3 protein-coding genes are annotated in these 16,706 nt (G+C 64.0%); 1 reads left to right on the top strand and 2 read right to left on the bottom strand.

Going from position 1 to position 16,706, the window contains the following annotated elements:
- Positions 1-3: 3 nt before the first annotated feature.
- A complete protein-coding gene (gspF, locus tag PQB87_RS22975; protein WP_489243934.1) occupies positions 4-1,221 on the bottom strand; it encodes a type II secretion system inner membrane protein GspF in 1,218 nt (405 codons plus the stop codon).
- Positions 1,222-1,875: 654 nt separating this feature from the next.
- On the opposite strand from gspF, the gene PQB87_RS22970 reads away from it, so the two are divergent.
- Complete coding sequence (locus tag PQB87_RS22970; RefSeq protein ID WP_059686040.1) at positions 1,876-3,201, top strand: substrate-binding domain-containing protein; 1,326 nt, start codon at positions 1,876-1,878, stop codon at positions 3,199-3,201.
- 770 nt (positions 3,202-3,971) lie between these two features.
- On the opposite strand, the gene PQB87_RS22965 is transcribed toward PQB87_RS22970, so the two are convergent.
- The gene (locus tag PQB87_RS22965) at positions 3,972-16,580 is read right to left on the bottom strand and encodes a filamentous hemagglutinin family protein (RefSeq protein ID WP_489243932.1); all 12,609 of its coding nucleotides are present in this window, start codon (positions 16,578-16,580) and stop codon (positions 3,972-3,974) included.
- Positions 16,581-16,706 lie beyond the last annotated feature (126 nt).

The following is a 16,706-nucleotide window of genomic DNA, read 5'->3' as shown; positions in this document are numbered from 1 at the left end:
GCATCACTGCACCATGTTGTTCAGCTCGATGATCGGCATCATCACCGCCAGCACGATCACGAGCACCACGCCACCCATCGCGAGGATCAACAGCGGCTCCAGCAGGCTCGTCAGGAACATCGTGCGGCGCTCCAGCTCGCGCGATTCGCCTTCGGATGCGCGATCGAGCATCGTGGTCACGTCGCCCGTCGCCTCGCCCGAGCGGATCAGGTGCACGAGTACCGGCGGGAACGTCTTCGTATGGGCCAACGCACGCGACAGCGCGGAGCCCTCGCGCACGCGGACGATCGCGTCGTCGACGTTCGCGCGCATCGCACGGTTCGACAACGTCTCGCCGGCCGCCTGCAACGCGCGCAGGATCGGCACGCCGGCCGCGGTGAGGATGCCGAGCGTGCTCGCGAAGCGCACCGTGTTGTAGCCGCGCACGAGCTTGCCTGCCAGCGGCGTGGTCAGCAGCCACGTGTCGAACCTGAGCCGCGGCGCATCGCGCGACAGCACCTTGCGGATCGCATAGACGATCGCGACCGTCGCCGCGAGCGACGCCCACCACCAGTGCCGCACGAAATCCGACAGCGCGAGCATCACGACCGTCAGCGTCGGCAGTTGCTGCTTGGTGCTGGTGAACACGTTCGCGACCTGCGGCACCACGTAGCTCAGCAGGAACGTGACGATGCCGAACGCGATCAGCGTGACGATGCCCGGATACGTGAACGCGAGCAGGATCTTCTGTTTCAGCGCGTTGCTTTGTTCGATGTAGTCGGCCAGGCGCGACAGCACGATGCCGAGCTTGCCGGTGTGCTCGCCGGCCGCGACGAGCGCGCGGTAGATTTCCGGGAAATCGCGCGGATGCTGGGTCAGCGCATTCGCGAACGAATGGCCGCCGACGACTTCCGCGCGGATCGCGGCCATCAGCTCGCGCACGTATTCACGCTCGGCCTGCTCGCTCAGCACCGACAGCGATTCGTCGAGCGGCAGCCCTGCGACCAGCAGGCTCGCGAGCTGGCGCGTGATGATCGCCTGCTCGCGCTGCGACAGCTTGCGGCCGAGCGACAGACGCTGGTGGCGCTCGCCGTACAGGCGCTGTGCCGCCAGTTCGACGACGAGCGGCGTGAGACCTTGCGTGCGCAGATGGCTGCGGCCCGCGCGCGCGCTGTCGGCTTCGAGCACGCCTTTCAGCGTGCGGCCGGTGGGATCGATCGCTTCGTAGCGGAATGCCGACATGCCAGTGCTCTCCTGTCACGTGCGCGACTGCTTTCGATGACGTCGCGCAGCATGCCGGACGGAGTCGCCGGGGAAGACTACGGAGCGAACCGGCGCAAATTTGTGACGGATGTTGGGCTACCTTTTTGGGCGGGGTTTATTACCCGGCTTATCCATTCTTATAACGTAAAAACGATTTCATTTTTATCCAATCAATCATTCGATCGCACATTAAATACACACACCTTGCCTCTCGCTTCAATTTACGGATTCGCACGGCCAACCAAAGCAATACACCAAAGAAGTGGATATTCATCGACGCACGGAATGTTCCGTAGCATCCGCCACAAAACCGTCTTGAAACTGAGATAGCACTGCGCAGATTCGCGCGACGTCGACGGGTTCCACCATGCTTGATGCCGGCATAATCCGCCGAACGGGTTCCGGCTGAATCCCAACATTTTGACGCTCCAGCCTGAGACGAATAACGTTCCAATCGACGCTTTATCAATTCGAATTATTCAATGAGTTTATCGATAAAAATGTTACGCACCATTCGTTATGAAAAATTCACACGCGTCATTCGGATTTCCCCCTACATTTACCCGGCGGTCCATAAGCACTCCAACCGCAGTAGCAGGGGTTCCCGTTTATCTTCGTCCAAGGACATTTCTCATGAAATCCAGCAAGCGCAAGATCTGTCAAGTCCTCGCTCTCGTTGTTTCCGGTCTGGGCGCCACGGCCGCGATGGCCTCGCCGAACGTTCAAGGCGGCGGTTCGTCGCTCGTCGCCCCGACCATCGGCGCGATCGGCAACGCCGCGACCGAAATCGGCCTGTTCGGCACGTCCGAAGGCTCGTTCACGTATTTCTCGGTGGGTTCGGGCGCCGGTCAGAACGCGTTCCTGAACAACCAGCCGACGTATCTCAGCCCGGGCCTCACGGGCACGGTCCACTTCGCGAACAGCGATGCGGCACTGTCGACCACGCAGATCTCGTCGTACAAAGCTGGCCTTGGCACGACCAACGGCCCGCTGATCCAGATCCCGTACATCGTCACGCCGATCACGGTGCCGGTCGTCAACGGCCCGGCCGTGACGAGCACGACGACGCCGCAAACGACGCCGGGTCAAGCGCACAGCATCGCGCTGAACGACGACGATCTGTGCGGCATCTTCTCGGGTCGTATCACCAACTGGGCTGGCGTGAGCGGCGCCAATCCCGTCATCAACCCGCAAACGGGCTCGGCTTACACGACGACCAGCACGCCGATCAAGGTGGTTTATCGCGCTGACGGCAGCGGTACGACCGAACTGCTGACGCGTCACCTGGCCGCCGTCTGTACAACGGCCAACACGCAAGCCGGTGTCACGTTCGTCGACTCGCTGACGTTCACGTCGTCGTTCCCGGGTGGCGTCGTGCCGGCAAACTTCGTTGCAGCATCGGGCAGCGGTGGCGTGCGTAATGCGGTTGCGAGCTTCTCGTCGGCCGGTACGTCAGCGTTCGCCTACCTGAGCCCGGACTACACGAACACGTTCCTCGCCCCGTCGAGCACGGTCGTGACGCCGGCCGGCGCGCTGCAACTGCCGGTGGCCAGCCTCGTGAACAAGACCAACGGTGTCTACTACGCACCGACGTATGCGAACGCGACGACGGCGCTCGGTTCGATTGCGCCGCCGGCCACCAAGGTTCAGGCCTCCAACCAGGTGAATTGGGTTCCGAATGCCGGCAATCCGGCTTCCGGCTATCCGGTTTCCGGCACGAGCCAGATCATCCTGAGCCAGTGCTACGCCGACTCGACCGTCAAAACGGCCGTTCATGACTTCCTGAACGCCCACTTCACGAACGCCAGCTTCGCGTCGATCGTTCACGGCAATGGCTTCGATACGGTTCCGTCGAACTACCAGACTGCCATCTCGAACGACTTCCTGAGCAACGCGACGGGCTTCAATCTCGACATCGGCAACACGAGCGTCTGCACGGGTACGGTGGTCGGTCGCTAAGCGATCGACAGACGAATTACCCGCTGTTGAACAACAGCTCCCTTGGGAATCCAAGGGAGCTGTTTTAGGTTATGCCTCGGATCCGCGCTACACGAGTGTGTCGGAATATTGGACTCGCCGCTGGTGTTCGCTTCACGACTCATATCATCCTGAGCAGGAATCTCCCACGGAATTTCGTCGTCGCAAGCTCCGTCACCTCCTCGCACTCGCATTGTCCAGCATGAGTGCTGCGGCCGCGATGGCCTCGTCGAACGTGCAAGGCGGCAGTTCGATGCTCGTCGCTCCGACCATCGGCACGATCGGCGACAGCACCACCGATCATGAACGACTTCCTGAGCAACGCGAGCGGCTTCAACCTCGAAATCGGCAACTCGAGCGTCTGTACAGGTACAGTAGTCGGCCGCCAACACGATCGGCAAACCACACGCCAACGTTGCGGAAATTGCGCCCCTGAGAAATCCGGGGCGTCAATTTTTCAGCCCCATTTCACCCGTCCGTCACAACGTTGCCGAGACGAATCCGGTCGTCTCGCTTCGAGGTCAGGCCCGCACTCACGCTATAAAAATCTCCCGGAGATCGGGTCAGCAAGAAATCGGGGAAGCACTTTCTCACTCAACAGCCATTCTGATCGGCTTTCCGAACGATCGCCCCCCGTCGCTTTCCTCAACCACACATACCTGCTTCGTTATCCAAACATCCAACCGAATCAGATCACAAAAAAACGGACGCCGACAGGTAACCAGGCGCCCCGAAATTTCCCTGCACTCACCTCAGATCTTGCCCAGACGCTCGCGCTCTTCCGCCGTCAGTACCGCGCGTTGCGCCGCCCCGGCTGGTCCGAATCCGACAACCGACACGGCATTCGACGGATCGTATCCGACCTGCCGGCGCTTCTTCGGATTGTCGTCATCACCGGTGCCGAACCCCTCGACCTGCACCGAAATCGTCCAGCGACGCGACGCCCCGCCTGTTGCGTTGTTCTTCGCGACGTCCTGCGCCACCTGGGTCGCGGCCGACGCAGCCGCACTCGCAGCCGTCAATGCGCCGGTATTCACCGCCTGCACGAGCGGAACGCCGGATGCTTTGCCTGTCACCTGGATGTTGTCCGCATTCACTACACGCAGCGCCGCCACGTTGAGGTTGCCCGCGCGAATGCCGGCGTCGCCCGCATCCACGGTGCCGCGTGGTGCGATCAGGTTGATCGTGCCCGGCGGCACGCCCGGCGTGCTCTGCAGCGTCGCGATACCTGCCCCGGTCACCAGACCGCGTGCGTCGACCGTACAGTAATGGTTAGGATCGCAAACGTACTGAGGCGTCGGCGTATCGGCCGACGACTTTGCACCTTTTCCCGCATTGATATCGCCGTTCGAACTCCAGATCGTCATGTCGCCGCCCTGCTCCGTGAAGATCCGGCTTTGCGCAAGCAGCACGCTACGATCCGTGAAGATGTTCACGTCGCCCTTCTCCAGCGTCAGGATGCCCATCGAACCGGGGCCGGCGATCACCTTGCCCCCGGCATCCGTGATCTGCGGCGGTGCGGACGCGCTGCCCACCAGGGCCTGCCCGCCGGGTCCGAGGATCGAGATATTGCCACCTTGCTGCGTCTGGATCGTCGTGTTGCGGATATCGAGATCGCCGGTGTCCACCGGTTTGTTCGCACCATTCCCGCCACCGCCGAGGTTGTTCGCCGTATAGCCGAACGATGCAGGAAACAACGTGTTGATCGCCTCATAACCGCGTGCGTACTTCTGGAAATAAGGACTGCCGGCATTGTTGTAGTCTTCGCCAACGCGAGTCAGCACATTGAACAGCACCTGTTCCGCGAAGAGTTGTCGAATATACGCCGGCAATGTCTTGAACGTCGCCCACGCCTGGGCCGCGTCGAGCGGTGCAAGCGCGGGCCGGTCCTTGACAAGCCCCGTGTCGATCGTCAGACCCGCCTGATACTGTTGCACGAACGAGATCAGCGCAGACGCCGTGCCCGGCACGCCCGGTACCGAGCTCGCCGGGTCGATGTATTTCGAAACGAACGTGTCTGTATCGACACCGGGCCCGATGCCGAACAATACATTCACGTTCGCGCCATCGTGCGGCAAGTTCGGATTGGCGACATTGCCGATTGCATCGATGCCCGTCAGGAGCCCGTTAGCCCGGGTCAACGGGCCGATATTCCGTCCGGCTTCGACATCGAACGTCCCCGGGCCGCCGAGTACCAATGCCGGACTGAAGTCTGAGCTCATCCCCGAAACGGCGGATGCGTCGTAAATGTCTCGCCCCGCCACGACGCGTGTCACATCCGACTTCCGAAGATTCTGCCCCTGGAACGACAGGTTCACGATATCCCGCCCGGCCTGGATCAATGCCGGCTTGTCGATCACGATCGACATCGCCCCCGTGTAGACTCCCGTGCTTCCGTCCGTCTGTACACCGTTCACCAGGTCGCCCGTCAAACTATAGATCCGCACAGGCACCGGATCGTCGGCATGCAGCGCATCGACGGCGTGAGCAGCAATCGTCGGATCGGTAAGCCGCGCTATTGCCGCAAACGGCTTCGTGGCGGAAGGCATGGCCGACGGATCGCTGTCCGCCATGCCGAACGTGACATTGTGCAAGTCCGCAATCTGGCCTAGATTCGCGAAATTGATCGACTGATCGGCAATGAGACTCAGATTGCCTGTTGCGGACGGAAAAAGCGCGCCCTCCGCCCTCACGTCGATCCCCCCGGAAAACGCCGTCGCGTTCACGGTTGCAGGCAAAATGCTCGATGGATCCGCCGCATTTCTAAAGTTGGCTGTGCCTCTGAGCAGTAGTTTCGACGACAGGGAATTCAGCGTCACATCGCCTGTCGTGGCCAGGACGCCAACCGCCGAATCCGGTGAATAAGCTTGTGCGTCAGCATACTGCCCATACTGATTCTGAAGGAGATAGCCTCCTATCTGAAGGTAGGAAGGGTTGAACACGCCCCCGATATCCACGCCTTGCCGTGCAACGACGTCGATCACGCCGTCCTGCGTCGCCAGCAAGGTCGAGAGCGACATCGGCGATTGCGCGACAAGCCACGGCTGCACGACGATGTCCGAACCGATACGACCTCCCGCCGTAATCGCCCCCGCCCCCTTCGCGACGAAGTAGTCGCCGCTCAGGATGTCCCCGCCTGCCCGAACTGTCAGATTGCCACCGCCGACCGTAACAGGCGTGCCGCTAGCGTCCTTGTACCACGTCGTCGGCAACGACACGCCCAGATCGGCGATAGTGCCGCCGGCGTTGATCGAGACGTTGCCGCCGACACTCATAACACCCTGATCGAACGCGCCGAAATCGATGGACGTCCGGTCGAGCGGCACGAACTTTCCACTATCCTGCCACGTCGGCTTGGCCGTCACCTGCATCCATTGCCACCAGAACTGGCCGACTGGTGTACCGGCCTGCCCCGTGATCGCGCCATTCGCATCAACGACGTTTTCGATACCGGTGATATTGCCCTGTGCATGAATCGAAATATCGCCGGCAGCCTCCGGGCTGACGGGTGCGGTGACCAGGATGTTGCCGCGTGTCTGGCTGCCGCCCTGCACAATCGTGGCGTTGTTGGGGACAACCGGTGCGCCCGACGACGGCACGCCTGCCGTATAGATTGCACCGGGGATGATCGTGGTGTTCGAATCCGCCGGTCTCGACGGATCGAACAGCGACACGTTTCCGGCGGCCGATACGTCGATAGACCCGTTGCCCGTCCGAATCAGCGTTGGTGCAATCACAACCAGGCCGTTCGGGTTGCCGAGATTCGGATTGGTCGCGTTGTTGTATTCGAAGTGCCCGTCAAGTACCACGTTGCCACCCGTCGACGACGAAAATCCGTCAGCCGGCTTCAATGCGAGCGGATCGGTACTAGAAAGATCGGCCCCCGCGACGAGCCGGTAAGACGAACTGCTGCCCGGGTTCAGGCTGGCGGAAAGCAGCGGCAGCGCGTTCGCGACAACAGCCACCGGTGCCGGCGTATTGTCCGTTTGGGGCGGCTTGATCACGATGTCCCCGGCGATGACCGGCACCAGCACATTCGGAGGAGCCTGTACCTGGTCGACATGCGGCGTGATGCCCGGATTGGCGGCTTGCCACTTGATCAAGTCGTTGACGTACGACTGGTACTGAGCGAGATAGCGCGGATACCACGTCGGATCCGACTGTTCCTGAGCCGCCGTCGGCGCCTGAAGCGACAGGACCGGCTGCCCTGCGGCGTTCGGCGCGTTCTGATGCATCGGATCGGCAAAGACAAATGCCCAGGTACCGTTGGACAGTTGCGATTGCAGGTACTGCGTGTACCCCCGGTACATGCCGTAATACTGCGCAATCTCGTCGCTATTTCCCGTCGTCCAGTTATATGGGCCGGTCAGGCCCATATAACTATAGTTCGCCAGCACGTAATTGAACGTGCCGAACGGCATTTCCGACCACATGTAGTTCGTTGCAGCATACGTCGACGGCGTCGGTCGCGGCGCGACAATGCTGCTCCCGATCGGGTTGTCGATCTGGAAGAAGCCATCCGACAAACTCGCCCTGACCTCGACGTCGTTCTCGGCTCGCAGTGTGACGATCGGCGCCTGCCCGTTGAACCTGAATGCCTGATTCGTCGGCGACGTCCCCGCCCCGAGGTTCCAGTTCGTCAGCACCTCGATGTTGCCACCATTGATCGCCTGGCTCGGATTTTCCAGCTCGATGCCTGGCACGATGCGCGCATTCGCGATTCCCGAGCCATCGAACGGATTCTTCAACGCATCGAGCCCATGCTGCACGAAGCCCATCAGCGTGCCGGGCGCGGCCGTCGTCGCATCGCCGTCCCGATACCCGTAGAACGTCTGGTGATCGGCATTCGAACCACCTGACACCGGTGCAAAGAACATGCTTTGCAGGCCGCCAAAGCCGATCGCGCTGTTGCCGCTTTGCAATTGCGCCTGCGTCACCGTCTCGGTTGCGCCAGTCGCATTGTTCTTCACGGTTCCACCGCCGCTGCCGTCCGGCGTGAACGTGAAAGTCGTCGGCGTGCTGGACGTACTCTGCGCAGTGAAGGTGCCGGCCAGCAAGTGGCCGCTTGCGTCATACCATCCTGCCGGATCGACGATGCCATCGAAGTGCTTCGCGCCCGTCGTCGCATCCGTCGTACTCCACGTCGCATACGCCTCGAGCGTCGTAGCACGCGAGCCGGAAATTCCCTTGCCCGGCTCGAACCCTGACGACGGCAACGACACGTTCACGGTACCGTCCGACAGCAGCGGCGCACGGAAATTCACCGTACCGCCCGACAGGCCGCCCGCCGTTCCGCCCGACACATCGATCAGCGCATTCGCGCCGACCCGGATCAGCCCCGCGCGCGACGGATCAATGTTCTCATAGCCGTAAGTCGCGTTGTACGGATTGGCCGCGCCCGGATCAAACATGCCGCTCGTGCCGATGTCTACCCTGCCGCCACGCTGTTTCGGATCTGAACCGCGCGCGAGCAGCGTACCTTCGACGTCCACGCCACTGTGCCCATACAGCGCGATCGCGCCGCCCGCCTTGCCCGATGCGTCGATCGTGCCCAGCACGTTGACATTGCCGTTCGCGGAATCCGACGCGTTGCCCGCGCCGCCGTCCGCCGTCAATGACACCGCGTGCGCGGTCAGCGCGTTGCCGGCCGACAGTGCAAGATTGCCCGACCGCGTATGGATGGCGATCGCCTGGTTCACGCCGCTCGATGCGAGCGTTTTCGCGAGTGCGTCGAGATCGGCCGCACCGCCCGTGTCGAGCGACAACGAACCGCCCGCATAGCCGCTCGCCGCGCCCCCCTTGATCGTCCCGTTCAGATTCACGACCTGCTTCGGCGCCGACAGTGCCAGGCTTCCGGCTGCACCGCCACCATTCGCACCAGAGAAATCCAGCGTCGAACCCGTCTGAACGTCAACCGTGCCGCTATCTGCCGTCAACGTGATCGCACCGGCCGGCGCATACTGCACGACGTCGAAGAACTGCTTCGATACACCCGCCGCGCTCACCGTCGAGCCACTGCCGATCGTCAGATTGCCGGTCGTCGCCTCGAGACTCACATTGCCCGCCGGCGCAGCGATCGTCGCACCGTTGTCGGCAATCGCGCCGCCGACGAAATGCCATGCGCCGCCGACCGGTTTCCTGGCCGGCGCGGTGCCCGACGCACCGTTCAGCGTCAGCACACCTGCCGTCTTCACGGTCGACGCCGAACTCGTATCAGCGAGATACACGGGCGCATTCAGCGTGACCGGCAGCGCGCCGAAATCGAACGTGCCGGTTCCCTGCCCGACGATACCGGCCGTCGCCGTCATGATCGCTGAGCCGAAGCCGCTCACCGCCTTCGTACCCGAGCCGAAATCGATCTCCTTCGCATTGACCGTCAGTGTGCCGTTCCCCGACCCGGACGTGCCGCTCGACGCACCGGTTTCGTTCGTAAACGCAATCTGCTGCGCGCTCAACGTCACGTGACCGCCATCGCTCGTGAACGCGCCCGCGCTCAGGTTCACGCTGTTGCCGAACGTCGCGTTCACGTCGCCAACGAAGCCGATCGCGCCATAGCTGCGCAACGTCACTTGCTGCGCTTTGCCGAATTGGGCGAGGCCGGCCGGATCGATGACGAAGCCGGGCAACGCCGTCGCGGCTGCACCATTCGTCCCGGTAAACGTGATCGCCGAGCCGTCCGCCGTGATCGCATTCGCCGACAGTACCGCGCTCGGATCGACTTTCAGGTTCCCCGACGAATCCAGCGTCAGGGCCTGCCCGCCCACGAGCGTCGCGCCTGCACCGACGGTCAGCAAACCGCTGCCGGTCGAGCCGGTACGCTTAAGCGGCGCCGTCGCGCCGTTCGACACCCGCAGCAATGCACCGTCGCCCGCGATCGCGATCGGCTGATCCTTCGCCGCGGGATAATCGCCGGCTGTGGCGATCGACGCGCCCGCATCGACGCGGAGGCCGTTCGCTGCGTTCGAATCGGTACCGCTCGCGTCCGTCTTCGTGACGAGCAGGATTTCCGGTCCTTTGAGCGCCGTGTTGCCGTCGTTCGACACGACGACGCTGTTCGCAATCGGCGTGATTGTCACACCGTTCGCCGTCGCCGCACGTGTGCCGCCGATCAGCAGGCTGCCCGCGTTGAGCGAATCGAGCGCGTCGCTGCCGATCTGCAGATAGCCAGGCAATGCGGCGCTCCCGTTACCGGTGATCTGGATATCCTGCGACGCAATGTCGACTTCGGCCGGCGCGCCGCCGGTTCCGGCGGCCGTGTTCAGCGTCGCGCCGAGCGTCAGTGCCCTGGTCGCCGCCAGTACGAGCTGGCCGCCGTCCACCGGCGACGGCGGCGTCACGTTGCCCTTCTTCGCGGCCTGTGCGGCAAAGAAGCTGTTCGCCCCCGTCAGCGTGTACTGCGAGTATTGCTGCCACACCGGGCCCGACTGCACATTGAATAGCGTCGGCGTCGCGCTGCGGCCGCCGGTCAACGCATCGGCGAAGTAGCCGGCTGTCGTCACCGTGCCGTCCGGCAGCACCTGGCTCGCGCCCGGCACGATATTGCCCGGCACACTCGCGACCGTCACCCGATACGCGCCCGGCAGCGTCGCGTATTTGCCCGGGAGCAACGTGTAATAGCCGGCGGCCAAACCAGGCACGCTCGACAGGTAGACGGCCTTGCCGACCGCATCGGTCACGCCGGCCTGACCGACGCCGAGCGTCGCCGTCGTGCTGCCCGTCGTACCGTCGGCCGACGGCTGGGCAGATTGCGCGAACACCGGGTCATAGGCTGCGACGGGGGACTGCTTGCCCGGCACGATCGCATAGACTGCCGCCGCGCCCGGATTGACAGGCACCGTCGTGCCGGCCGGGTTGTTCGCATAGCTGACGTTGTATTGCGACAGCACGTCGCGCGTACCGCCGGTGCCTGGCACCCATTCGGCCGCTTGCAGGTCGCCACCACCCGACAGATCGATCGTCGCGCCCTTGTCGAGCGCGATGCGAGCGCCGTTGACACCGACGTACTTCGCTGGTGGCGCGTTAAGGTCGACGGGCAACGCAGTGCGTACGAGCGGGTTGAACTGCCATTCGATACCGTCGATCGTCGTACCGTAAGGGATGGTCGCATTGCCGTTCGAAACCGACGTCAAGCTGCCGTTCGCGAATGTGACCGAATGCGTCGCGACGAGCGGCAGGCCTGCGAATTGCGCCTGCGTGGCGCTGTTCGACGGATCGCCGACACCGAACACGAGCGTACCCGACGGCGCCCGCACCGTGCCCCCCTGCACAATGTCGGTCGCGTCGATCAGCAGCGTGCCGCCTGCCGACAACGGTGTGCCCGATGCGCCGTTCGACGCGAACGTGACTGTCGTCGGCGTCGCGTTGCCGGTCGCCGGATCGGTCGGACCGGCCGCATCGATGATGAACGTGCTGCCGGTGGCCGGATACACGCTTGCCGCCTCGAACATCAGGTTGCCGGGCGTGTAAAGGATTCCCGGCACCGGGCCGGACACCATGGATTGAACGAGGCGGATATCGCCGTGGCTCGTGAAGTGCGCCTGCCCGATGTTGTTCAGCTGGAACTGATTGCGCAGATCGATAAACGACGCGTTCACGTTCAGCGTAGCGTCGGACACCGTCGCAACCGGTGCAAATGCCGGGGACTGCGTCGTCAGTGTCGGCCCAACCAGCGCGACATACGGAGCGTCGATTTCGACGGTCGTGCCGGACGGATGTTGCGGCGGTCCCGCAAGGAGCGTCTGCAAGACGGACGTCGGATTCGTGGTGCCATCCGATTGCGTGGCAGGTCTCGAAAGCAACGTCGCAAACTGGTCCATGCCGAGTGCCGCAATGCGCCCGGTATTCAAAGTGACCGATTCAGGCAGTGCCAGCCTGACGTCGCCGGCAAAGGCGATAGGAGGCACCTCCATGCCGGCCGTCGATGGGGTGGCGTCCCCAAGCACGAGGTTCGCGATCCCGGATCCATCAAGACGGTCTGCCGAGAACTGAATCACGCCGGTCGGATGGCCGATCGGCAAACCGGTGGTCCGGTCAATCGCCGTTGCGAAACTTTGGCCGGCCTCAAGGCCCGTCGGTGTCAGCTCGCCGCTTTGCCGGACGACCAGCGCGGTTGCTCCGGCTGCCCGGTTGTTTTGATGCGGCAGAATCGTCAGCGTGCCGCCACGCGCCTGGGGTGCACCCGCGTGCGCGGCGAGCGTCGCATCGGCAAAAAGGCCGTATGCGGCGGACAGCGTAATCGCGCCGGCGTCGCTCCAAACCGGCTGCGATGCGTAAGTGCCGTTCGGCTGCAATCGGTCGAAGTCCACCGACGTGCCGGACACATCGATCCGCGAGCCCGGCTGCGCGACCACATAACCCGCATCGCTCGACAGCGTGACCGCCCCACCTGCCAGGACCTTGCCCGTGTTCGGCACAACCGCCGCCCCACCCATCTTGACCGGCGTGGCGAGCGGATTCGCGAGCGCGGTGCCGGCGACGTCGAGCGTCGCATCCGCGCCGAGCCAGACCGACCTGCTGTCGCTCGGCGTGAATATGCTGTATTGCCCCTTCTGCCCGAACGTCCCGCCCGAATCAGCACTGAGCGTAATCACCCCGCCAGGCGCAACGATCGATCCGAGTACCGTCACCTGTGTCGGCGACCCGAAGCCGATGTTCGCACCGGCGTCCGCATGAATCGACGCGTCGGACGACAATGTGACCGCCCCCGTCACGCCCGAATACGACGGCACCTTGTTCTCGCCCGTCAGCCAGGACACGTAATTGCCGCCCGTCACCACCAGGCTCGTCGGCTGCCGGTGATAGTCATCCAGACGCCCCGCTGTCGTCAGCCCCGCGGTTGACAGGTTCGTGCCCGTGGCTGCCTGCTGAAGCGCGAGTGCGTCGGGAATCAGATTGCGCTGCGTGAGCGCAACCGTCGCGCCCGGCGCCACGGTCGCGTCGTAGTACGCATTCAGCACGTACTTGCCAAACCCCTGCTGCGCGAAGAAACTCTCCGGCAAATAGACGTCCCACGGCGCAGCAGCTTTCGGGTCGCCACCGATCCGGAAGCCGAGTGCCTGCAGCGTCAGCGTGCCGCCACCCGAGAAACCGTCGCCAAGGATCGTGCCGCCAAGCTGGATCGTGCCGTTCGCGGGCTGCGCGGCCGGCAGGATTGCACCACCGTCGCTGACGTGGCCATACTGCTTTGTTTGGGACGTCTCGTAGGTCCGCAGCGTCACATCACCGCCCCGCCCGACCGGAACACCGTTCTGCGTCAGCAACTGGCCATTCGACAGCAGCTCGCCGCCGCTCGATACGTCCAGCACGCTGCCGGGACGCAGCAGAATCGATCCCGTCGTGTCCGCGACGCGGCTGGCTTGCTCGCTGCTCGCCAGAGAAATGCTGCCGCCATTGATGAACTGGGTATTGCCGGGTGTCGTGCCCGGTGCCGCCTGCACGTCGTTGTTGACCCATTGACCGGCCGCGCTAAGCACGGCCTGCGGACCGACGACGATATTGCCTGCGCTGGTGATCGAAATCGTGCCGCCCGGCGCAGACAACCGACCCGCCACAGTGACGTCGGCAAGGCCGGTCAGACTGTTGAGCACGATGGAGCCGCCCGGCTGCACGCCAAGGCGCGTACCCTGCGCGACGACGATGCCCTTGCCGCCGTCCTTGTCCTGCGTCACGTTTACGTTCGAGAAACCGCCGGCGTTCAGGGCAGCGACCGGCACCACCATCGTGGTCAGCACGTTGCGCGGATCGGTGGCGGCGACATTCTGCAGCGCCGTCTTGTCGATCGGCGTGTTGCTCGAGAAACCCGGCGCAAGCTCGTCGAGCTGCGGTGCCTGGTCCTGCAGGATCGTCAATCCCAGCACGCCGGACGGCGTGGCAAACGGGGCGTTGTTCCAGGTGAGGCCGGCGAGCGTGCCGCCGGTAAGCTTCGGATCGGCACCGAGATTGAACGTCCCACCCGAAGGCAGGCTGTTGCCCTGCATCTGCTTCGCGCCGCCGAACGACTGCGCACTGATGTCGCCATCGAGCACTAGCGCCGAGGTCGCAAAGAGGTCGAGCGTGCCGGCATTGCCGCCGACGATATAGTCGCCCTGGTACACGCCCCCCGTCTGCAGCGGGTTGTACCACGATTTCGTTACGCCCCAGCGCGGGTGATTCTCGACGAACTGCCCGGCAATGCCGACATAGCGCTCGTACGGGCTCGCCTGCCCGATCGGAACGATCGCGCCATTGGCGTCAACGAGCCGCGTCGTGTTCACCATCCCGCCGTCGACATGCAAGTACCCGCCGTTCAGGTTCATCGACGAGCCGGCCACCGTCAACACCTCGTTGCCCGACAGCGTGATCGTGCCGCCATTGGTCAACAACTGATCGACCGTGCGCGGAATCAGGTTCACATAGCCCGACAGGTTCAGGATCGGGCTACCGACCCATGACACGCCGTCACTGCGCGTGCCCGTCAGCGTACTGTCGACGACGACGCCCTTCAACCCGGCCAGAAAGCTGTCCCGCAACAGCGGCGAATCAGCGAGTTCGTTCTGGCCGATCCGGTCGATCGCGACGAGCGTCTGCGCGATCGGCAGTTCGACGTTCGCCAGCCCGGATACGTCGATCGTCGAGCCGGCATCCTGATAGATGCGCCCGGGTGCCGCGTTCTGCTTGACGTCGGCCGTATAGGCCGTCACCGACGGCGAAAGCGCCGTCACCGATACGTTCGAGCCAGGCGCCTCGATCAGCGAGCCGCCCTGGAACCAAACGGCGCCGGCCGTCATCGCGATGCCACCGGGTGTGAACGCCGTACCCGGCGTCGATGTCGCCGTTTGACCGGTGGTGTCCGGGAGCACCGTTGTCACCGAGCCCGGGCCGAACGTGAGCAGACCCGAACGATGCGCGTCGTCGGCGCCGCCGTTTCCGGCCGTCGCCAACGACGCCCCCGGATACGCATTGCCGAACGGATCGTTCGAACTGTATTCGTCGACGGTCGAGATCGTGATCCGGCCCGGCGTGTTCACGCTCGTCGTGACGCCCACCACGCCATTCTGCGCAACACGGCCACCAAGCAGGTTCACGTTGCCGCGCGACGCCTGCACGATACCCGTGTTCGTCAGCGTCCCCACCGGCGTGAGGTCAACCGTCGTACCGTTCTGCGTCGTGACGATCTGGCCGCTCAACTCGGGCAGCAACACTTGCGGATTGCTTTTCGGCCAACCGCTGTTCGGCCGCAGGCTCACGCCGACGCCTGCCGCCAGCACGACCTGACCGTCGTTCGCCGTAATGCTCCCGCCGTTCGTCACGTTAGGCGCAGCGACCAGCACGAATCCCCCGTCGCTGACCGTGCCGTTCGTATGCGTTGCAATCGACGCACCCTGCTCGATCGTGATGTCACCCGGTGCCTGATAGGCGCCATTCGTCTTCGCAACGTTGCCAAGTCCCAGCACCTCGTTCGGGCGAGTCGACGACCCTGCCACGCCGTTCGAATTGCCCGATTCCGGATACGCGAGCCCGCCCGTCGTCCCGGCAGGCAAGCTAAGGAACTGCTGGTTGCTCGCCACGATGCCGTCGGGCGTCGGTACGATCTGATTCTTCATGTCCAGCAGGTTCAGCGACGACGCCACCAGCGAATGCACGTTCACCTGCGACCCGGCCCCGAACAGCACGCCATTCCGGTTGATCACATACACCGCGCCCTGCGCGGTGATGTTCCCCAGAATCTGGCTCGGCCTGCCGCTCGGATCGTTGATCCGGTTCAGCACGGCCCAGTTGTTCGCGCCGTTCGTCTGCGTGCCGCCCGACTGGTCGAAGTTCAGCGTGGTCTGCCGGCCGACGTTCATCGTTTCCCACGTCAGCACCGCGTTCTGCCCGGTCTGCTTGACGTCGACGTTCACGTGGCCGTTCGCGTCGGTGTTTTGCGTCGGCGCGTTCGCGTTGAACCACAGCACCGGATTGTTCGTATCGCCCGAGGCGCCCGCCGCCACCTGCAGCCCGCCCGGCGCGAGCCCGTTCGGCACGGTCGACGGCAGCTTCGCCGCGGCCGCCGCCGCATTCTGCTGCGCGGCGATCTGCGCGGCGATCGCGTGGGCGGCATAACCGAGGTTGCGGATCGACGGCTGGCTCGCCTGCAACGCCTGCTGCGGCGACACGCCGAGATTCGGCATGCCCGGCACGCCGCCGGCACCGCCCGCGCCGCCTCCCGGGGCACGCGCGGTAGCCTGCCCGAGGTTCATGATGCCCGCCGCGTGCGCATGCGCGGACACGCCCGCCGCGAGCATCAGCACGACCGCCCGGTAAAGCGGGCTCAGCTCCGATTTCAGGACCGACCGCGAGGCCGTTGCGCGAAGTTGCCGTTCCGTACGTGCGCGTGCTGCCATTCTTGCCACCCCGATGCTAGGAATTTGCTCGCGGTGCCGGTCCGGCACCGCGCATGTCGTTGAGCCTGAAACAGGCCGCTGGAATCCGAAGACCATACGAAGCGCGGATGGCAGCGACATGGCGAC

The sequence above is a fragment of the Burkholderia sp. KL41 genome (assembly GCF_057005415.2).
The sequence above is the reverse complement of the archived record's forward strand: the minus strand, read 5'-3'. Positions and strand labels throughout refer to the sequence as shown.